The 19,382-nt window shown below is 50.6% G+C and carries 24 protein-coding genes; 14 read left to right on the plus strand and 10 right to left on the minus strand.

Features of this window, described 5'->3' with window-relative positions; translation table 11 throughout:
• Positions 1-72: 72 nt before the first annotated feature.
• Both DESMU_RS00660 and DESMU_RS00665 read left to right on the plus strand, forming a co-directional pair.
• Positions 73-1,518, plus strand: coding sequence for a carbohydrate ABC transporter permease (locus tag DESMU_RS00660; protein ID WP_013561665.1), 1,446 nt, complete (start codon positions 73-75; stop codon positions 1,516-1,518).
• Entirely contained in the window at positions 1,484-2,359 is an 876-nt protein-coding gene (locus tag DESMU_RS00665) for an ABC transporter permease subunit (protein WP_245526451.1), read from the plus strand. The genes DESMU_RS00660 and DESMU_RS00665 overlap by 35 nt, the downstream gene beginning before the upstream one ends.
• Positions 2,360-2,539: 180 nt before the next feature.
• Here DESMU_RS00665 and DESMU_RS00670 read toward each other — a convergent pair whose 3' ends face one another.
• The 5 genes from DESMU_RS00670 to DESMU_RS00690 form a co-directional block, all read right to left on the minus strand.
• Positions 2,540-3,409, minus strand: a complete 870-nt coding sequence (locus tag DESMU_RS00670; protein WP_013561667.1) for a transcription initiation factor IIB — start codon at positions 3,407-3,409, stop codon at positions 2,540-2,542.
• The gene (locus DESMU_RS00675; protein ID WP_013561668.1) at positions 3,406-3,669 is read right to left on the minus strand and encodes an H/ACA ribonucleoprotein complex subunit GAR1; all 264 of its coding nucleotides are present in this window, start codon (positions 3,667-3,669) and stop codon (positions 3,406-3,408) included. The genes DESMU_RS00670 and DESMU_RS00675 overlap by 4 nt, the downstream gene beginning before the upstream one ends.
• Before the next feature lie 173 nt (positions 3,670-3,842).
• A complete protein-coding gene (locus DESMU_RS00680; protein ID WP_013561669.1) occupies positions 3,843-4,142 on the minus strand; it encodes a signal recognition particle subunit SRP19/SEC65 family protein in 300 nt (99 codons plus the stop codon).
• Positions 4,143-4,174: 32 nt separating this feature from the next.
• A complete protein-coding gene (locus DESMU_RS00685; protein ID WP_013561670.1) occupies positions 4,175-4,564 on the minus strand; it encodes a 30S ribosomal protein S8e in 390 nt (129 codons plus the stop codon).
• A gap of 125 nt (positions 4,565-4,689) precedes the next feature.
• The gene (locus DESMU_RS00690; RefSeq protein ID WP_245526452.1) at positions 4,690-5,298 is read right to left on the minus strand and encodes a chromate transporter; all 609 of its coding nucleotides are present in this window, start codon (positions 5,296-5,298) and stop codon (positions 4,690-4,692) included.
• Between the two features lie 40 nt (positions 5,299-5,338).
• Between DESMU_RS00690 and DESMU_RS00695 the strand changes: the two genes are divergently transcribed.
• Genes DESMU_RS00695 through DESMU_RS00705 form a run of 3 tightly spaced genes read left to right on the plus strand, consistent with a single transcriptional unit; the run spans position 5,339 to position 8,384 of the window.
• Positions 5,339-6,763 carry an acetate--CoA ligase family protein gene (locus DESMU_RS00695; RefSeq protein ID WP_048078631.1) on the plus strand — a complete coding sequence of 475 codons (1,425 nt, stop codon included), beginning with the start codon at positions 5,339-5,341 and terminating at the stop codon, positions 6,761-6,763.
• Positions 6,764-6,768: 5 nt separating this feature from the next.
• The gene (locus DESMU_RS00700; RefSeq protein WP_013561673.1) at positions 6,769-7,467 is read left to right on the plus strand and encodes an acetate--CoA ligase family protein; all 699 of its coding nucleotides are present in this window, start codon (positions 6,769-6,771) and stop codon (positions 7,465-7,467) included.
• A gap of 11 nt (positions 7,468-7,478) precedes the next feature.
• Entirely contained in the window at positions 7,479-8,384 is a 906-nt protein-coding gene (locus DESMU_RS00705) for a coiled-coil protein (protein WP_013561674.1), read from the plus strand.
• A 100-nt stretch (positions 8,385-8,484) separates the two neighbouring features.
• On the opposite strand, the gene uppS is transcribed toward DESMU_RS00705, so the two are convergent.
• From uppS to DESMU_RS00720, 3 genes are all read right to left on the minus strand, one after another.
• On the minus strand, positions 8,485-9,309 hold the full coding sequence (uppS, locus tag DESMU_RS00710; protein WP_187286336.1) for a polyprenyl diphosphate synthase: 825 nt from the start codon (positions 9,307-9,309) through the stop codon (positions 8,485-8,487).
• A gap of 241 nt (positions 9,310-9,550) precedes the next feature.
• Positions 9,551-10,243: a CdvA-like protein gene (locus DESMU_RS00715; RefSeq protein ID WP_013561676.1), complete on the minus strand. Its 693-nt coding sequence runs from the start codon at positions 10,241-10,243 to the stop codon at positions 9,551-9,553.
• A gap of 70 nt (positions 10,244-10,313) precedes the next feature.
• Positions 10,314-10,739, minus strand: a complete 426-nt coding sequence (locus DESMU_RS00720) for a hypothetical protein (protein ID WP_148222781.1) — start codon at positions 10,737-10,739, stop codon at positions 10,314-10,316.
• 263 nt (positions 10,740-11,002) lie between these two features.
• Between DESMU_RS00720 and DESMU_RS00725 the strand changes: the two genes are divergently transcribed.
• Positions 11,003-11,875 carry a hypothetical protein gene (locus tag DESMU_RS00725; RefSeq protein WP_013561678.1) on the plus strand — a complete coding sequence of 291 codons (873 nt, stop codon included), beginning with the start codon at positions 11,003-11,005 and terminating at the stop codon, positions 11,873-11,875.
• Positions 11,876-11,878: 3 nt separating this feature from the next.
• Here DESMU_RS00725 and DESMU_RS00730 read toward each other — a convergent pair whose 3' ends face one another.
• The gene (locus DESMU_RS00730) at positions 11,879-12,103 is read right to left on the minus strand and encodes a hypothetical protein (protein ID WP_013561679.1); all 225 of its coding nucleotides are present in this window, start codon (positions 12,101-12,103) and stop codon (positions 11,879-11,881) included.
• 264 nt (positions 12,104-12,367) lie between these two features.
• Here DESMU_RS00730 and dph5 point away from each other — a divergent pair, with 264 nt between their 5' ends.
• The 7 genes from dph5 (at position 12,368) to DESMU_RS00765 (ending at position 17,701) form a co-directional block, all read left to right on the plus strand.
• On the plus strand, positions 12,368-13,126 hold the full coding sequence (gene dph5, locus DESMU_RS00735; RefSeq protein WP_013561680.1) for a diphthine synthase: 759 nt from the start codon (positions 12,368-12,370) through the stop codon (positions 13,124-13,126).
• A gap of 83 nt (positions 13,127-13,209) precedes the next feature.
• The gene (locus DESMU_RS00740; RefSeq protein ID WP_245526496.1) at positions 13,210-14,271 is read left to right on the plus strand and encodes an ABC transporter substrate-binding protein; all 1,062 of its coding nucleotides are present in this window, start codon (positions 13,210-13,212) and stop codon (positions 14,269-14,271) included.
• Entirely contained in the window at positions 14,268-15,203 is a 936-nt protein-coding gene (locus DESMU_RS00745) for a FecCD family ABC transporter permease (protein WP_013561682.1), read from the plus strand. Before DESMU_RS00740 ends, DESMU_RS00745 begins: the two co-directional genes overlap by 4 nt.
• Before the next feature lies 1 nt (position 15,204).
• Positions 15,205-15,954: an ABC transporter ATP-binding protein gene (locus DESMU_RS00750; protein ID WP_013561683.1), complete on the plus strand. Its 750-nt coding sequence runs from the start codon at positions 15,205-15,207 to the stop codon at positions 15,952-15,954.
• A 208-nt stretch (positions 15,955-16,162) separates the two neighbouring features.
• On the plus strand, positions 16,163-16,732 hold the full coding sequence (locus DESMU_RS00755) for a cysteine hydrolase family protein (RefSeq protein WP_013561684.1): 570 nt from the start codon (positions 16,163-16,165) through the stop codon (positions 16,730-16,732).
• Positions 16,719-17,306, plus strand: coding sequence for a hypothetical protein (locus DESMU_RS00760; RefSeq protein ID WP_013561685.1), 588 nt, complete (start codon positions 16,719-16,721; stop codon positions 17,304-17,306). Before DESMU_RS00755 ends, DESMU_RS00760 begins: the two co-directional genes overlap by 14 nt.
• Before the next feature lie 125 nt (positions 17,307-17,431).
• Positions 17,432-17,701 carry an RNA repair domain-containing protein gene (locus DESMU_RS00765; protein ID WP_013561686.1) on the plus strand — a complete coding sequence of 90 codons (270 nt, stop codon included), beginning with the start codon at positions 17,432-17,434 and terminating at the stop codon, positions 17,699-17,701.
• Here the strand turns inward: DESMU_RS00765 and DESMU_RS00770 are convergent.
• Positions 17,698-18,978: a Glu/Leu/Phe/Val family dehydrogenase gene (locus DESMU_RS00770; RefSeq protein ID WP_013561687.1), complete on the minus strand. Its 1,281-nt coding sequence runs from the start codon at positions 18,976-18,978 to the stop codon at positions 17,698-17,700. The genes DESMU_RS00765 and DESMU_RS00770 overlap by 4 nt on opposite strands.
• 150 nt (positions 18,979-19,128) lie before the next feature.
• On the opposite strand from DESMU_RS00770, the gene DESMU_RS00775 reads away from it, so the two are divergent.
• Positions 19,129-19,365 carry a hypothetical protein gene (locus tag DESMU_RS00775; RefSeq protein WP_013561688.1) on the plus strand — a complete coding sequence of 79 codons (237 nt, stop codon included), beginning with the start codon at positions 19,129-19,131 and terminating at the stop codon, positions 19,363-19,365.
• The last annotated feature ends 17 nt before the right edge of the window (positions 19,366-19,382 follow it).

Consider the following 19,382-nt stretch of genomic DNA (forward strand, 5'->3'; position numbering starts at 1 on the left):
ATAGAAGCTTTTTTACCAGGTCACCTGGGACAGGTATCCTGGCCACAGTGCTCTCGGTGAAAGGTGCTTCTCATGTCCAGTAGGCGACACCTTTACCCGGCTAGAATAGGGTTCTTGATGGCTATCGCAAGCATAGTCCTCTACTTCTTCTTCAACATATGGCCCCTTGCATTCTCAATCGGCATGGCCTTCACCAATGCTAGGGAAGACAATTTATTCGTGGCACCGGAGGTCATGAGGAACTATGATAACGCCATAGCGTGCGCCAGCTTCATGAAGACCAATGTGACTCTAAGTCTAGCGGTCTCCAGGGTCTTCGCCGATATAGCGGATACTATGGATAGACTATCCAGTAGTACTAGTGCATTGATGAGCCTAGTGAACAAGTCCCAGAACCCCTCGGAGGATCCGATGGTACTACTTGGAATACAATCGCTTTACGCTGAGTCACTGAGGCTTAGAACCATACCGGGCACAGTTAACTCGGTGTTGAATTGCAGTAGCTACGGGTTCGCCACCTCGAAGAGCTTGATTGAACCCAGGATCCTGGACGACCTCAACAACATCTACAATGTGGTCTCAGAGATCTCCTCGTACTATGCCTCGATGTCCAGGGACAGCTTGTTGAGCAGGCTCTCACAGATCCTTGAACTGAGTAAAGGCGCCTCCACATACTTCAGGAACATGTCGAGCGATTTCCAAGGCTACCTGGACAACTATATTGAAAGCGTTAGGGGTGAGAAGGAGTCAAAGATGCTTCGATTCATCGGGCTCGACAATTTTGCCAGACTATTCACCGACCCAAGGTTCTACTACTCACTATATAAGACAACGGTATTCGTTGCAACCAGCGTGCCCCTCAAGCTACTCCTTGGAATAGGGTTGGCTTTCTTCTACTCAACACCACTCATATATGGGAGAAGGGTGCTAAGGGGACTCGCACTGGCTCCATGGGCTCTACCACTATTGCTTTCAGGGTTGACTTGGCGCTTCTTGTTCTCCCCCAGCGGGCAACTGGGTAGGCTGTTTGGAATACAGTTGTTCACCGATGAATGGCAGGCCTTCCTAGTATACAACCTGTTCGAGGCATGGTTAGCCTACCCCTTCATAATGACTGTTACCATGGGGGCTCTCTCAGGGGTTTCCAGGGAAGTCATTGAAGCCTCCTACATAGATGGGGCATCCCTGTGGCAGCGCCTCAGACACGTTGTCCTCCCACTAGTCTCCAAACCCCTCATGTTGGCCGCGATACTTACAACCGGTGCATCGCTCCAGGCTTTCATGGTGCCATTGCTCCTGAACGGGGGTGGACCCACCAGGGTGATAACAGTACCGTACTTCGGGAGCAAGACGGGTAATGTCAACGAGATGATAATTCTATTCGGATACAACAGGGCTATAACTGATAAGGAGTGGGGTTATGCAGCAGCCACGTATCTAATCGTAGTATTGATAATAATGGTCTATGTAGCGGTCTGGATGTATGTCTCGAGACGAGGTGGGAAGAGTGGCCTCTAAGGTAATGTGGCTTGTATTCAGGGTCTCCCTGACCGTGGCAGGCTTCCTAGTGTTATTCGCATTGCTCTACCCAGTGTTCTTCATAGTTCTACAGTCTTTCTACTCTAAGCCAAGCCTTATCGAGGACCCGGTCAAGGCCCTGGGTATGCTGACGATTGAGAACTATGTTAGAGCTGTGGCTAGCCCTGAGTTCGCGAGCGCCATCCAGATGAGCCTGCTGATAAGTTTACTCACAGTATTGGTCTCAGTGGTCGTGATAACTCCGGCGGCATACGCGTTCTCGAGGTTCCATTTCAAGGGCAGGGACATGGTGCTCTACATATATCTCATACTGAGCCAGGCGGGAGGAGGCTTCGGCGTCGTCGCCGTAATAGCCCTGCTAATGTTCCTCCTGGTGTTAAGCTCCTATGGTGTGCCAGCGTATGGTTGGCATGTCCTCCCCTTGATCTACAGTGCCGGGCTCGTCCCATTCCAGACATGGCTGCTTAAATCATACTTCGACAACCTTCCCAGAGAGCTGGATGAAGCGGCATTCATTGATGGTGCTGACTGGGGCACCATAATATATAGGATAGTGCTGCCTTCATCCAGGCCAGCGGTAATAATCATCACCCTGTTCGCATTCATGAGTGCGTGGGGAGAGTTCTTCATAGCGAACCTCCTACGCGTCAACACTATAGGTGCATACATATACATGACGGCTTTCGGCGAGCGCGGTCTCCAGGATCCATCAGTGTATGCTGCCCTCTCCCTGATCTACGCTTTCCCGATAATAGTGATATACATGGTTGCACAGAGATACATGGGAGAAGCCTACAGGCTCGGCATAGTTAAAGGCTAGCCTGTGGGCTGAAGACGGTTTTTCAAAAGGTGAAACAAGTCCTCCACTGTATTCACGTATACGGGTGTATCATTGATCACGCGATGCCGGTTCACAGATGTGAACCCGGAACAGATGCGGGGAACCAGTGAACCCCCTAAACGGGAGCCCCCGCCCTTTAGGGCGGGAAGGAGGTCAGCCCTACAATAATACATCTATGTCTAGGTTCCTCAGTATTGAGTCATAGGCGTTCCTTATGGCTACATCGGTGAGACCTATGGTTTCAGCTACTTCAAGCTGGTTTCTCTTGTTGTTGCTTATTATGCCAGCCAGGTATACTGATGCAGCTGCGAGACTAGCCGGGTTCTTACCGCTCAGGAACCCGTAGCTCTCGGCGCTTGACGCGATGGAGTTAGCAAGGGTCTCCACCACGGGGGGTGCGTTCAACCTATGCGTTATGAAGCCTATGTAGTATCTGGGATCGTAGTGCTCATGTGTTAGTTTCACATCTTTTACTGCTTCACGTATTAAGCGTATTCCTTCCCATAGGTATCCGTCCTCAATGTTCAGCTCTGAGCAGAATACCTTGGCGGATCTAGGCTGCTTATTTATCTTGTAGGAGAGATAGATGGCGGCCACAATTATCTTTCTCACAGTATTCTCCTTGAAGTTCTTGTCTTTCACTGCTTCGCGGACGAGTAAAGCAGCGGTCTCCCTTACAGGGGTGGGTGGATCCAGGAGCTTCAGGTACTCGTTAAGCCATTGCAAAGCCTTCTTAAGCTTCCTATCCCTTTTGTCAACCTTTATCTCACTATTAGCTCTCACCCAGCTCCTTCCACGCCTCAGGTGCGCCTTGAAGCTGCCCGCTATCTCCGTGCCGCCTACACCGTGATCGTGCACTCTATGGGTGAGTGCTCCACTGTTACGTGGTGTAGTGTTATTCTTCGGGAAGCCCTCGGTGCCCTGATATGCTGGTCTCTCATCAACTACTGCTCCGCAAACCTGGCACACATACGTGTTGGAGTCGGAGTCGAAGATAACAGTGTCCCTGCCGCAGTGAGGGCACCTCAACGCTTCCTCCCCCCTCTCCCACGCTTCTTCTCAGCTAAGTGATAGTAGAGCACAGGGGATGGTTTGAAAGCCTTGTTCTCTAGTTTCACGATAACCCTGGGGTCGTCTACCCTCCCGATTACATCGACGACTCTCCCTATCCTCCTATAGTTGTCATCGTAGACAGAGGAGTTGACTAGTTTAAGGACATCTCTTGAAACAGGTTTGACAACAATGAATCCATCCCTAGTGGAGGCCTCCACTATCCCCAACTTGTTCATGAGTATCACGCAGGTATTACTTTCGCAACATATTACTCCTACTACGGTTTGATATATAAGGAGAGTCCCATTTAAACACCACTTAATACAAAGAACATGTATCACTATAGTTTTTAAATGAAGTATTAAACCTTAAAGTAATACTTTATGGGAGCACCTTCACGGGTCGGCTTTCAGCTACGTGTATCGCCGCGCATACGCTTGATCTCCCTGGCTACGGCTATAAGTGTGCTCAGCTTACTCATCTTTTTATCCACGAGGACGCGTCCCCGTAATCCATGGATCCTTGGGTACTGTTTCTCCTCGTGAACCGGGTTCAATCCCAGCCTCCGGCAAGCCTCGAGTATTTCGTCAATGCCTGGGTTCGGTACGGCATCGCTTAAACGTATCTTCCTGCCCTCTCTACGGCTCTTCTTGGAATCTATGTATGATGGGTAAACGACTATCTTCCTGCCCTTGTACTCTCTGCTCAAAAAACTCCCCTTTTCAAGGGTTTATCGTGAACCTATTTTTTCTCTACGAGAACCCCGTTTAAGACACCGTGTTGCCCAGGCCTCGAGGTAACCTTGACGAGTCCTAGCTCTGTTTTCACAACGGTGCCCTTCGAGATAATCTTGAACCGGGTGTTCTGCGGGTTTGAGGGCGTCTCAACAACGTCCAGTATCTTCACCTTCTTAGCCGTCTTCTCCCCTGGAAGGGCAACATTAATGTAGAGGGCCTTCTTCAGCTTCACCTTCATGTTTCCCCCCAGTGTTCTCACAAACACCTTCTCCTCACTATTGCTCAGAGTAGTATTGGTTGGAGGTGAGCCTAGCTCGTGCTTTCTCTTACCTCTCTTCTCCCCTTTTAACCCGCCACTCGGCTTCCTTAAGTCATTGCCCTGGTAATACGACATCCTAAACACCTGATACCTTTCTAAACAAGTATCTCCTGGTTATAAATCTTTGGCGTTCACGAAACCGGGTTCTCATGTGTATTATCGCCCAGTCTCCTCCACGCCTACCACGGGGGTGAATAGCGTCATATTCCAAGCCCGTACTTCAATAATAGGCTTACAGCAGCGGACACCAGTATCACTACTATTGGGTGCTGGTCACCCACATAGAGGAGTATGAAGGCTGTGACGAATATTGCTACAGCCACCAGGTTCAAGGCTCCCCCAGAGGCTATTAACACGCTCCTAGCCACCTTGATCAATGCGTAGAGTATTAGTGCTACAACAGCAGCGTTAATGCCCCTGAACATTATCTTCACTGCGTCGCTACCCATATATGGTTTAAGCGATGTAACTATGGCCATTATCACTAGGTAGGCGGGCATGACGACGCCTATGGTGGCGATTATGGAGCCGGGTAATCCTCCAAGGGAGTACCCTATCCATGTAGCTGAGTTTATTGCTATGGGTCCCGGCGTACTCTCAGCGACACCTAGGAGCTCGAGGAACTCTTCCTCGGAGACCCACTTCTTTATCTCGACGAGCTCCTTGTACATCAACGCTATGCCACCGTAGCCGCCTCCAAACATGAAGAACCCTATCTTCAGGAACTCGACGAATAACTCTGTTAGTGAAACCCCGCTTGCAGCCATACTTGGACGCCTCCGCCTCCTGTAATGCTGACGTTTCCTCACGGTTTTTAATTTATATCCCAGCACCCTTATCCAAGCATACATGACACGTGATAGGTGGTCATGCGTGTCAGCGATCACTAGGTTCTTCAACCCTAGTAGCGTCGCAGTGATCGGTGCAACACCTAGGGAAGGGAAGGTGGGCAGGGTCATACTGGAGAACTTTACTAAGAGGTATAGGGGCCGGGTCTACCCGGTTAACCCGGGCTACGATGAGATCCTGGGGCTCAAGTGCTACAGGAGTATAAGGGATCTACCTGAGGCACCGGATCTAGCCGTGATAGCCATACCGGCTCCAGGCGTGCCCGAGGTGCTTAGGGAGCTGGGTGAGAAAGGATGCAAGGCGGCAATAATAATAAGCGGCGGCTTCAGGGAGACTGGAACACCTGAAGGAGAGAGATTGGAGAACGAGGTCAAGGAGATAGCGTTAAAGTATGGGATAAGGATCATAGGTCCAAACTGCATCGGCATATATGACAGCTGGAGCGGTGTCGATACATTCTTCCTGCCCGAGGAGAAGATGAAGCGTCCTCCGAAAGGATATGTCGCATTCATCAGTCAGAGCGGTGCATTCGCCTCAGCCCTCATGGACTGGATGGCATACAACAACATCGGGGTTTCAAGAGCCGTGAGCTACGGTAACAAGGTTGATGTGGACGATGTCGATATACTGGAGTACCTTGCAAGCGATGAGAAAACCAGGGTCATACTAATATACCTAGAGGGCTTGAAGGATGGGAGAGGACGAGCATTCCTCGAGGCCGCGAGAAAAGTGAGCACGGTCAAACCGGTGCTGATATTCAAGGCGGGTAAAACCGGGCGGGGAAGCCTTGCAGCTGCAAGCCATACAGCCGCACTTGCAGGAGACTACTCGGTTTACAAGTCTGCCTTCAAGCAGGCTGGGATAGTAGAGGTGGAGAGCTTCGACGAGATGATGGATGCCGTACGTATACTGCTCGATCAACCATTAATGAATGGTAACAGGGTCTACATAATCACTGATGCAGGCGGTGTCGGCGTGATGTTAACCGATGCCTTAACCTCCCAGGGCTTCGAGCTACCTAGGACGCCACCGGATCTAAGGGAGGAGTTGAGAAGAGTGCTGCCACCACACTGCATCGTAGAGAACCCCATAGACCTCACGGGTGACACCGATGATGAAAGATACATGAAGGTACTTGAGAAAGTGCTTCCACGTGGAGACGTGGATGCAGTAGTAGTGGTTGCACTACCACAGGTACCAGGTATAAAGGGCTCACTGGTGGAATACCTCATAGAGGCTAAGAAGAAGTATGGGAAGCCAATAATAGCGGTATCCATAGGCGGGGAGGAAGCGGTCAAAATAGCTAGGAGGCTCCAGGAGAACGGGATCACTGTATTCGAATCCCCTGAGAGGGCTGCAAAGGCGCTTAAAGTATTATATACCTATAGCAGGATAAAGATGAAGACAACCAGGGATAGAGGTTGATGAACTTGACCCCCCGTGACATAATAATCAATGCGCTCAAGGAGGGGCGATACAAGCTACTGGAGCACGAGGCCTTCCAGCTCATCAAGCACTACGGGATACCCTCACCAGAGGTAGTAGTGGTTAAGAGCCCGGAGGAAGCAGTAGCCTTAGCCGACAAAGTCGGATACCCCATCGCATTAAAGATAGTGTCACCCGATATATCGCACAAGAGCGATGTAGGTGGCGTGAAGCTAGGGCTCAGGAGCAGGGAGGAGGTTGGGAAAGCCGTAAAGGAAATGCTTGAGACAGTGCCACGCAGAGCCCCGAGTGCAAGGATAGTTGGAGTGCTCATGTATAACATGGCACCCCAGGGCCTCGAAGTAATCATTGGAGGCGTAAGGGACAGCGTGTTCGGGCCAGTGGTCATGTTCGGCCTAGGAGGAATCTTCGTAGAAGTATTGAAAGACGTATCCTTCAGGGTATCCCCTGTGAGCAAGGAGGATGCACTCACAATGCTTAAGGAGATAAAGTCAGCAAGCATACTTGAAGGCTATCGTGGCCAACCTCCAGTAGACAAGGATGCGATCGCCGAGATGATCGTGAAGACTGCGAGACTAATGGAGGATAACCCTGAGATAGAGTCCATAGATCTAAACCCCGTCATGGCGTACAGTAAGGGAGCTATAGCTGTTGACGCCAGGATCATACTTAAACATAGCTAGCGGGATAGCCGATGTCATCCACACCTATAGAGGAACTACAACGGGAAATAGAGAACGCCACCACGCAGATAGGTGAGATAAGGGAGAAAATAAGGCTCCTCAAGGATCAAAGGTTTAAACTCATAGGCGAGCTGAAGACTGAGAGAGGCGAGAAGCAGAAGTACCTAAACGATATAAGGGTTCTCAAGGAGAGACTAAGGAAGATAAAGGAGGAGAGGAGGCAGCTCATCGAAGAGTACAGGAGGCTTGCCGAAGAACGGAGAAGCAAGATCGAGGAATTAAAGGCTCTAAGAGAGGTTCTCGCCGAGAAAAAGAACACCATACAGAGCATGTCGAAAGAGGCTAGAACACCCTCCAACATCCTGAGGGGTGAAATAGAGAGGCTAGAATGGATCCTCCAGACAAGAGTACTGTCAATAGAGGAGGAGAACAGGATTATTCAGAAGATAAAGAGGCTCACAGCTCTACTCGAGAAAGCCGAGAAGCTGAGGAAGGAGAGGAACGAGGTGCTCGAGATCAGGGCATTCTACTCAAGCCTGAAGATACAGGTAAGGGATCTCTCAGGCAAGCTCCAGTCTCTAAGAGAGAAAATAGGTAAGCTGACGGATGAAAGGGATAGGTTGAAGCAGCAGCTGGAGGAGGTCGTGAAGAAATACCAGGGATTAAAGAACTCCATAGAGGCCAAGCAGAACACAGTTAACGAGGTTTCAAAGGAAATAGAGGAGCTCAGCGCAAGGCTCGAAGAATTGAGGGAAAAAGTAAACAATCTCAACAGGGAGCTCGAGAAAGCCAAGCTGGGAATGATGCTGAATGCCAAGAAGCAGGAGATCCTTGAGAAGAAGCAGGATAAGAAGCGCTTAACCATCGACGAGCTCAAGATAATCTACGGGGAACCCGAGGACTTCCTAGAGGAGTAGGGAGACCTGCTCTTCACCATGGTTCAAGTTCGCCCGGCTGACCTCCTCCAGCCTAAACTCCAGCCTAAACGGGCGAGGCTTCAGGCTATAAGCAATCCTGTCACCTTCCAAACCTTCTTTCACGCATCTGGTAGCTGCGTATCGCCCTCCAGAAGTCTATTTTACGGAACTCGGGCCAGTAGACATCGCAGAAATACAGTTCGCTGTAAGCCGACTGCCACAGTAGGAAGTTGCTTATTCTCTCCTCGCCGCTGGTTCTTATTATGAGGTCCGGGTCAGGTGCCTCGCTGGTGTAAAGGTACTTACTGAAGGCTTCCTCGCTTATATCGTCAACGGTTATCTTGCCGTCGATGACGTCCCGCACGACAGCCTTCACGGCGTCAAGTATCTCCTGTCTGCCCCCGTAGCAGAGCGCTATGTTCAACTGGTATGAGTCATATTTCTCTGTCTCCTTCTCGAGCTCCTTTGCTAGTTCAACTATGTCGCTTGGAACCAGGTCGAGTGTGCCGAAAACTTTCACCCTCACCTTTCTCTCATGGATATCCCTGAGCTCCCTGAGCTCTCTGAGCCCCTTTCTCGCCAGGTTAAACAAGTGTTCTCGCTCACCGTTACTTCTATACTTGCAGTTCTCGGTGCTCATAGCGTATATGGTGACATACCTTATCCCAAGATCCCATATCCATTTAAGCACCTCTTTCATTCTCTCGTACCCATAGATGTGGCCTAGCGACGGGTCGAAGCCGAGCCTCCTAGCCCACCTCCTGTTGCCGTCTGGTATTATGCCTATGTGTCGCGGGAAAGGCCCCCCGCGTATCTGCATCCACAGCCACTTCTCGTACACCTCGTAGAGAGGTTGCAGGGCTTTCATGCCGAGCCTGTAGAAGATGGCTGTGAGCGTTCCCCGTATGCTACCCTCCCTAGGCATTAACACGCCCCTCTCCACTCATGGAGATACCGGTTCAAACCCTTAATAATGGCTGGCATATCCTGGCCCAGGAATCAATGCTTTCAGCTATAAGCATGGAGGTGTATATGGGTGCTGGTAGTGAGGATCCCTTGGTTTACAACTTAGAGCCTCACCTTTAAGGCGGTGGGAGGTCGAGACTTATTTCATGGCTGGGTTGAGAAGTCAACCGGGTTAAAGTCTTATGCACTGGAAAAAGTCCTCACGATTCAACTACTACTACCTGCATTGGCTGCGAGGACTTTGAAGGAGTTTCTCCCGCTACGCTTACTTTCACGGCTGCGTCTACTGGAAGGTTCTCCAATGCCTCTATCTTGTCCAAGTGCTTCTTGACGCTGGCTTTCTCAGAGTTCAGTATATCCAGGTTCCGCCTCAAGTGATCCATTGAAGCCTTATAGGCTTTCTCAGGTATCTCGCCGCTTATGTAGCTCACCTTTACAGCTGTGATAGCCTTCTCGAGCTCAACGATCATGTCTTCTATTTCATGGATTCTCTTCCTGAGCTCCTCTTTAACCCCCTTTGCCTCCTCTTTAAGCTTTATAAGTGACTCGTCGAGTTTCTTCTTGAACTCCTCGTAGGTGTGAACCGGTATCTCCTTCTTACTGTTCAACTCCTCAAGGGCTGCTACACGCTTCTTCACCCTTTCAAGCCTGTTCTCCAGTAGAATTGCCGTGTACTCCCATTCGGGGAGCAATATTATGCTGCCGTTTTCAAACCTGAACATGTCGACCGTGACCTGTTTGAATCCGAACTCATTGAAACTTATCTCCAGGGATGTTACGTTTCCATCAGCGTCGCTGTAGAAGCCGATGATGTATCCTACACGCCTCCCGTATGGGTCGTTTACGGGTTTACCCAGGTATTCATCGATCTTGTCGACTGTAAGGCTGGGCATGCCATTACACCTGGTAAACTATCCAGGTGTAATCATTTAAAAACCCGGGGTCTAACACGGGTTTCATCGCTTAGACCACGTATATGGTTACCCGTCTCCCGCTTTCCTCAAAGTAAGTGCTTCTCTTGCCCTGTACTACTACGGCAGCCGAGTCATCGGTGATGACAACGTAGTCCACTAGGAGGTAACCTGGCGTGATGATCGTGATGTAGGAGCCAGTGAAGAGGTAAGTGCTCTTCACGATGTAGTCTCCGAGATCCACCTCCTCGATCTTTTCGTTGCAATGGTCCAGTGTCTTGATCCCTTCATACCGGATATAGATTACTTTCCTACGCGAGCCATAGATTCCCTCAATACTGATCCCTGTGGAACCATCTACACTTATTACTCGTGGACGCAACTCGATAGTGAAATTCCCGCCCCTAACCTCTAGTGAGTCACCCTTCCGTCTTACCTCAAGGCACCCCTCCTTAAAGGGTATGCTCCACTTGTCCAAAACCCATACCTCCCTGTACATGTTCCCTGGGTGCTGCTTGAGCCGGGCTCCCTGGATTAATAAATATAATATGGTTACTACCCTAGTTTTAATTGTTGGCAACCAACACACACAATATACTCTGGGCTACTGGAATGAGTATGGGAGTAGTGTTTATCCTATGGATCCAGAGGGATAGAGGGTTGGTGAAACACTGTGCACCCGTGTCACATGGCTCTTGATCACGGTGCAGGAAACGCTCCGTATGAAGATGGTGGGGAGTGATGCAGTTCATCTGTAAGGCCTCATCAGCGTACTGCTACATGGTTGACAGCATGTTGAAAGCCCTAGGCCTCACCCCCTTGAGGACGACTGGAGGCGAGCAACCCGTAGGCAACATAGTCTTCTACGCTGGCAGGATCGACGGGGAGCTCGAAGGCTTCCTCAACAGTGTGGCAGGACACGGGTTGAGGGTAATTATAGGTGTGGAGCACGGTGGTGTGGTTGAGAAGAGGGTTTTGAAGAAGATAATCAACATACGTAGAGCAGGCCTCGAGATACTGGTTACGGCTTCAACGATGAAGGATTACAGGGTTCTCAGGGAGGAGATGCCTGATGTAAACGTCGTCTACATCCCCCTCCATGCCCCTGGCTCTAGCGTCATGAGGGATCTGCTGCCAAGCGATGGCGGTATAGCCACGCATAGCGATGAATGCGGGAGGATAGTGGAGGTTGCAGGAGAGCTGGAAGCCGTGGGTTTCAACCCCCTGATAGTGAACTTCTCTGAGAAGGAGTGCAGTGCATCCTCCCCGTGGGTGATCAATGTTGCAACCGATAGCGTGTTCAACCTATCCTCCCGTATAGTCATAGGTGTAATACTCGACGAGAGTGCGTCGAGCTACATGGTGTTCGATGCACTATACAGGAACTCCCGCCCGCTCATAGTTTGCAGCGACATGGATATCCCAGTCGACTCCCAGATGGTGATCAAGACCGGTAGATGCAGCGTCGACGAGCTTGCATCCACCATAATATCGTTGTTCAGTAGGATCGAGTATTACAGGAGGATAGGCTCTGAGCGACCAGCGAGTACGGTGGCGGGTAGAGGCATGGATGCATTAAAGGAGTTCATTGATGGCATGCGTCGACAGGTGTAGGCGTCAACGGCTCCTCACAGTGGACGCTATTTCACTCGCGATCCTGGCTAAATCCTCCTGCGAGAGTATCGAAGGTAGACGTGTCTTCAACACGTGTACCATGACCTTCCCAGACACTCTGTCTTTAATCCTAACCACCTCTCTATCGCTGAACCTATATATATCGAGTAACTCCAGATCCCTCTTAAGTAACTCCCTCCTCAACAGTACACTCACCGTCTTAGGCATACAGCACCACCCGTCTCCAGCCATCTATGAAGATTAGCAAGACTTATAAGCATTAGTAGCCGTCCAGCCTTCACCCATCCTTCAGGGCGAGGCTTTCAACTGTAACATTGTTTACAACTGAAAGCCCCGTCGCCCGCGGAGGCATCCCGCCCCGTAGATGACGGGTGTAAACCCGAACAAATGCGGGGAACCAGTGAACTCCCTAAGCAGTGAAACCTTTTTAGGGCGGGGAGGAGGTCAGAGGACCGTGGAGAGGTAGATGTCTTGCTGGCGTTCATCGGCATAGGGTATTCGCGGAGGCACTTGACTCAGGAATCCCTGGAGCTCCTGAGGAGCGCTGAGAAAATATACATCGACACATACACCTCCATGTATGAGGATGGGTACGAGTGGATTAGAGACGTGAACCCGTCAGCAGAGATAATTGTAGCCAGAAGGAGGGATCTCGAGGGCGATGCCATAACTAGGATAGTGGAGGAATCGGTGAGAAAGAATGTAGCTATTGTCTGCGCCGGGGATCCATTTACAGCAACTACACACGACGCCATCAGGGTTGAAGCATTGAAGCGAGGGGTTGAAGTAAGGGTTGCCACAGGCATATCGATAGTGAGCCTAGTTCACAGTAGGATAGGTCTTCAAGCATACAGGTTCGGCAAAATAGTCACATTGGTCTACCCCGATAACTTCAAGCCGTACAGCGTTGTTGAAACCATATATGACAACCTGAGCAGGAACCTCCACACCCTGATCCTGTTGGATTTGAGGCTCGAGGAGGGTGTCGCCATGACGATTCCAGAGGCAGTTGAGATACTGGGAGGCCTCGACGACAAGGGATTAATACTTGATCAAGTTGGCGTAGCAGTGGCTAGGCTTGGATGGAGCTCGGAGCTTGTTAAGGCTGGCAGAGTACGTGAATTAGGGAAGCACAGGTATCCTCCGCCACCACACTCACTGATCATTACAGCCAAGCTCCACCCAGTTGAACTGGAGAGCCTCAGATATATTGCAGGGCTACAGCTTTAGTTTCCCTCCCTGCTCTGAAGAATGGGCTGCTGTAATACTGGTGGAAAGATTTTTAAATGGATACCGAGTAGCTGTGATACTTGGTGTTGGTCAAAATGTCCAAGCAAATAGCACTCGCGTACATGGCAATAGTGGTCTTAGCGATATCACTAGTCACGCCGGCTTCAGCCGGTGTAACACTGCAGGATTCCACAGGGAGAACGATCTCGATTACTGAAACACCTAGGAGGATAGTGTCGCTCAGTCCATCCATAACGGAGACGCTGGCATATCTCGGAGGGCTTGATACAGTTGTAGGGGCAGACTCCCTCTCCCTCAGTGACGAATGGTTCAATATCTCCACGATACTGAGGGCACGCAACGTCACTGATGTAGGCGGATACTGGTGGTCAGCCATCAGGAGTGAGGAGATACTTGCAGCCAGCCCGGATCTAGTGCTAGCTGAGAAGGGTGCTCACATACCATTGCTCGACTTCTTCAAGAACTACAATGTTACGGTAGTGTATCTTGAGGGCGGGGCCTCTAGGAGTATACAGGACGTGTTAAGCGACATGTACACGGTTGCATTGATCCTGAATAAAACCAGCCTTCTCGCCGAGTTCTCTGGAAAGCTGGAAGCCGAGTTCCAGAAGTACAGGGAGCTAGTGGCTGAGAGGTATAAAGGGGTGAGCATACTCTTCGTAATAGATCTCACGGGAGGCATATGGGTCGCCGGCAAAGGCACATACATAGACGATATAGTTGAGAGGCTTGGACTAGTTAACGCGTGCAGAGACATCTATTCATGGACCAGTATAAGTCTAGAGAAAGCCGTAGAGTTGAATCCCGATGTAATAGTGGTTGCATCCATGGGCGGCATCAACATCAGCATTAGACTCCTCGATGAAAGCGGGTTAACGAGGCTCGGTAAACCCATAGTGGTTCTCAACCAGAGTGAAACCGACATCCTCATGAGGCCCGGTCCCTTACTGCTCTACGCGCCCCAGGTGGTGTACAATGCATTGTCTCGTGCAAACATCACCGGCGGCGCTGCCGAGTCGGGGTCCCAGGGGATGACACTCAATGGGTTACTGGCGGCAACGGTTGTGATTGTGGCAGCAGTCATTGTAGCAGTAGTAGTGCTGGTGGTGTTTAAGAGGAGATGAGGAAGGCCGCGTCATCACTATTCATTGTTTTCTCAGCTTCCACGATACTTCTCCTGGTTTTCATGGATTTCAACGGGATTCAACGTGTCCCAGCACTCCTTGACTACAGGTTTAATAGGGTTCTCTCAGCACTGCTATCAGGTGCGATAATAGGTTTAGCTGGTGTGCTCCTGCAGTCGTCCCTGCGTAATCCTCTAGTGGATCACTATGTTATTGGTGTTGGAAGCGGTGCACTAGTCTTCACATACATATTCATACTGTGGACCGGGGGGTACACCCTTAACGCCTCATTCTTCTCGATGCTTGGAGGGTTCACAGCCATGGTATTAACCATCCTGCTTGCCGAGAAGCTTTCTGGTTCAGCAACATCCTACATTCTAGCCGGCATAGGCATGAACTCGGTTTTCTCAGGGCTTTCAATACTCCTCTCATATGTAGCTGTGAGAGAGTATCCTTACGTACATGCACTACTCGTTGGGAGCTTCATAGTTGCTACAGCTGAGAAGACGCAGGTGTTATTAATCGTTCTAGCAGTATCCCTTCTCACCGTGTTCCTGATTGCTAAACCCCTTAACACCCTGGAGGTCAGCGATGAGTTCTCAATGGTAGCCGGGTTCAATCCACGTTTAACCCGCCTAGCCTCCGTTGTGCTTGCAGGTGCATCGACAAGTATTGTTACATCGATGTATGGCTTGATAGGCTTCATTGGATTGGTTACGCCGCATATAGCGAGATACGTGTCGGGTACAAGTGATAACAGGGTTGTAGCACCCTTAGCGATGCTTACATCCTCCGCGGTGCTCTACCTCACAGATTTCATTAGTAGAAGGCTTTTCGCTGTGATGTGGGGCGAGGTGCCAGCCGGGGCTGTGGCATCTTTGATCGGCGCCCCTATCTTTATATATCTACTTGTCTCCAGGCGGGGTGCATGAGATGTTGAGAGGGAAGGATGTAGTGGTTGAATACAGGGGTGGGCTAAAGGCTTTGTGGAAAGCATCCTTCCAGATACCGGGGAACAAGGTGACATGCCTCATGGGTCCCAATGCCTCTGGTAAAACAACGCTTCTACGCGCGGTGGCCAGGCTAGTTGAGTACAGGGGCTCAATACTCATAGACGGGCTCGAGGCTTCTAGGATGCCGCTGGCCGTCCTCTCGAAAATACTGTCATATGGTTCGCCGACCTCGGTGTCAACTAGTCTTTCACTGAGGGTCAGGGAGATACTTGAGATGGCTCTGTATCCGTTGAAAAATATTGACGTGGAAAAAGCGGTTGAGGAAGCCTCGATGGAGTTAGATATAACAATGCTCCTCGACAGATACGTGGGTGAGCTCAGCAGTGGCGAGTTACAGAGGGTGGTAATAGCCTCGGCACTGGTCAAGAATCCCCGGTACCTGCTGCTAGATGAGCCTGACGCGCATGTCGACGTCGGATTCAAACCAGTGCTTTCAAGGGTCTTGAGGAGGAGGGCAGCATCTTCCACAATAGTCGTGGCAACCCATGACCCAGTGTTCGCTTCATGCACATGCGACCACGTAATAGTGTTGAGGAGTGGCTCCATAGTCTTCGAAGGCGGGTTCGACGAGCTATTGGAGAACCTTGGGGTTCTTGAAGAGACCTATGGAGTCGGCTTCACCGTTAGTAATGCGCCCAACGGTAGAAGAATCATACTGCCATACTACTAGAGGCCACTGCCACCTATATCCCGCTCTTCACCAGGCATGATGCTTACAGCTGAAAGCCCTGCTCCTCCAGGGAACCGGTGAGGAGTATATATGAGGTGCTTCATCAGCCCTCACACGGCTCTTCATCGCGTGGTGACTCAGAACCGAAGTCGCTCATCACGATGGTTATTTATCCTGGTCAACCCTAATTAACCAGTGGTGAGAATTGTTGCGGCCGGCCCTACTCATAGTAGACATGCTGAAGGAGTTCGTGCACGGCCGGCTAAAGAGCCCCGAGGCTACACAGATAATTCCCGCTATAAGTAGAATAGCGTCTATTGCACGCAGCAAGGGAATCCCAGTCATATATCTGGCAGACCACCACTATCCATTCGACCACGAGCTATCCATATGGGGACCCCACGCCATGCAAGGCGACCCCGAGTCAGATATAATTGACGAGTTGAAACCGGGGCCAGGGGACATAGTCCTGTATAAGAGGTCCTACAGCGGCTTCAGGGAGACTGGATTAGACTACATTCTCAGGGACCTAGGGGTTGACACGGTAATCCTGACGGGTATACACACCCATATATGCGTACTGCATACAGCAATAGACGCCTTTTACAACAGGTACAAGATTATAGTGGTAGAGGACGCGGTGAGCGCATTCAATAAGGGCGACCATGAATGGGCATTGAACTATATGAGGACAGTGCTGGGCTCGACAATACTGAGCTCCAGGGAGGTAGTATCGCTCCTAGAAGGAGGCGCTGTGGTAAAGAATGATCGACTGTAGACTACTGGGTTCACTCAGGAATCTCTCAGCTGAGTCAGGCTTCACCGGGGTTGAAATAGTTGCCGTTATACTAGGAGTCTTCAAGGAGGGTTACGGGAGGGTAGCGGTCTCAAGGAAGACGGGTATAGGGGAACGAAGGATTAGAAACGTATACGAGTACCTCAACACTCTGAAAACCATTAAGCCCGGAGTCTACGAGGCAGTTGTAGGAGGGCTCGTCAACTCGTTGGTTGAAACAGATACTGCTGGAGAATACCATGCAACCGTGGTCTCACCCGTTGACCCGGGCCTCCTCAGGGCCGTTGAATCCAGGGTCGTCGAGCTAAGGGATTGGATAATTGTTGAAACGAGAAGCAGGGACTGCATAGAGGTTATCGGAGTCGTAGATAAGGGGGTTTCATTTCCTCGTCTACCCCCTGATTTAGTGGTAAAGTACGCTGGGATCCTGCCGGGGCATGCTAGGGTTAATTACTCGATTGTAATCCTGTGGAGGAAGTATATTCCAATACTCTATGAGTCGGCAGTGTTAAGCGCTCTTGCAAACATGTGTGTTAGCGAAGAACCCGCCCTCTAATCATCCTAGTGGGTTAAACCGTGATCCTGGGATTGAAGACAGCGGCCTGGAAGCGGATTTAAGGAGGAGACGGAATCTCATATGTGAGGCGGTTATAGCCACTCATCACAAGGCTAGTGGTTGTAATGGGACGTAGAAGAGGGGAGCTGGAGAACTGGCTCCGGAGGATCGTCTTCGGTGGACGTAGAAGCGACTACACGGTGTACGTGAGGTTCCGCACGGAGAACGGGGAGGTGTTGAAGCCTATCCCCGGGAGTCTAATAGAGGACTTCAGGGGAGGATACATATACACGCGTGACGAGGTAATACCACTTCACAGGGTTGAAGAGATCAGGGATTCACATGACACATTGGTTTACAGGAGGAGTGATGCAGGGAAAAAACACAGCCTCTAGATCCAGCCCCTTAGCTTCATGGCTTTAACAACGCGGTCTACTGCGATGGCGTAGGCAGCAGTCCTCATCGGGTGGGTGGAGAATCTCTTCCTCCAGTCATTGAAGACTCTCTCAAAGTTCACGCTCATCATCTTGTCGAGCCTTGATAACGCCTCCTCGTCTGTGAGCCAGCAGCCCATCCTGTTGTGGCTCCACTCGATCCAGCTCATTGTTACTCCGCCAGAGTTCGCGAGTATATCGGGGACTATGATTACTCCCTTCTCATGCAGTATCTTCTCGGCTTCAGGGGTGGTTGGACCGTTGGCTCCCTCCGAGATAACCTTGGCTTTTATCTTGTTCACATTTTCCTTGGTTATGACGTCCTGTGTAGCGGCTGGCACAAGTATGTCCACTGGTAGCTCGAGTAGCTCCATGTGGTTTGCTGAAACCTTTACATCTCCCTTCTTGTAGTTTGTCACCTTGCCAGTGGTCTCCTTAACCCTGATGGCTTCCTCGACGTCCAGTCCTTTGGGATCATATATGTATCCGCTGCTATCGCTCACAGCCACAACCCTGGCGCCCCACTCAGCGAGATATTTAGCGGCGTACATGCCAACGTTTCCGAATCCATGGACTGCAACCGTCTTACCCTCTAGTCCACCTATCCACTTCTTTGCAGCTTCTCTCGCCGTGAGGGCTACACCATACCCTGTGGAGACGACTCTAGCGTAGAGACCTCCGAGTTCAACAGGCTTAGCTGTGACAACCCCCCACGCCTGGTATCCAACAATCTTACTGTACTCGTCGAAGTACCAGGCCATGGTCTGTGGATTGGTGTAGACGTCGGGGGCAGGTATGTCTACGTCTGGGCCCACATCCTTGGCTATGCCGGCGAAGAACTTCCTGCTCAACTCCTCTAGCTCCCTCTGGCTGAGAGCCTTGGGGTTGACTCTGACTCCTCCCTTACCGCCGCCGTATGGTATCCCGGCCAGCGAGGTCTTCCAGGTCATCCACATGGATAACGCGACTACCTCACCGGGTGTTACGTCTTCACCATACCTTACTCCACCCTTGTAGGGTCCTAGTGCACTGTTGTGCTGGCTTCTCCACCCTAGGTAGGTCTCTAGCTTGCCATTGTCCCTCCTAATGGTTATCTTTACTTGGACAAGCTTCTCTGGGTGCCTGAGCACTTCAACGACTTCGTCGGGGAGTCCCAGGAGTGATGCTGCCTCACGCAACTGTTTCACAGCCATCTGGTATACGGGGTCGTTCTCGTAGAGTGATGCATATTCATGCATTACGCATCGCCGTTTTCGTTATATATTTGGATGCCTTTAAAAAGATTACCTATCAGTATATACGATATATACTTAGCGGTATTACAATCGAAAGCCTCACCTTTTAAGGCGGGGAGGAGGTCAGTATGATAAAGTGGCAGGGTGGTGGATGTGAGTAGGAAGAGGATCGCTGGAGCACTATTGATATCCGGTACAGTTGTCCTCGCCACATTATACACTTACCTGGTGTTCTTCACACCCATCAGTATCCAGGCAACCGTGTTGAAGCTCACGGTCTACGTGTTCGTGATGGTGCTTCTTCTATCGCTCTTCATAGTGGGCTACACGCTGTTTAAAACCAACTTCTTCCCCCCGGAGGAGGTTGAGCGGGAGCTTTCAAAGGAGTGAGTCATTGGGGCGTTGGC

Origin of the sequence: Desulfurococcus mucosus DSM 2162 (assembly GCF_000186365.1) — an archaeon.
In the GTDB taxonomy this organism is placed as follows: Archaea; Thermoproteota; Thermoprotei_A; order Sulfolobales; family Desulfurococcaceae; genus Desulfurococcus; species Desulfurococcus mucosus.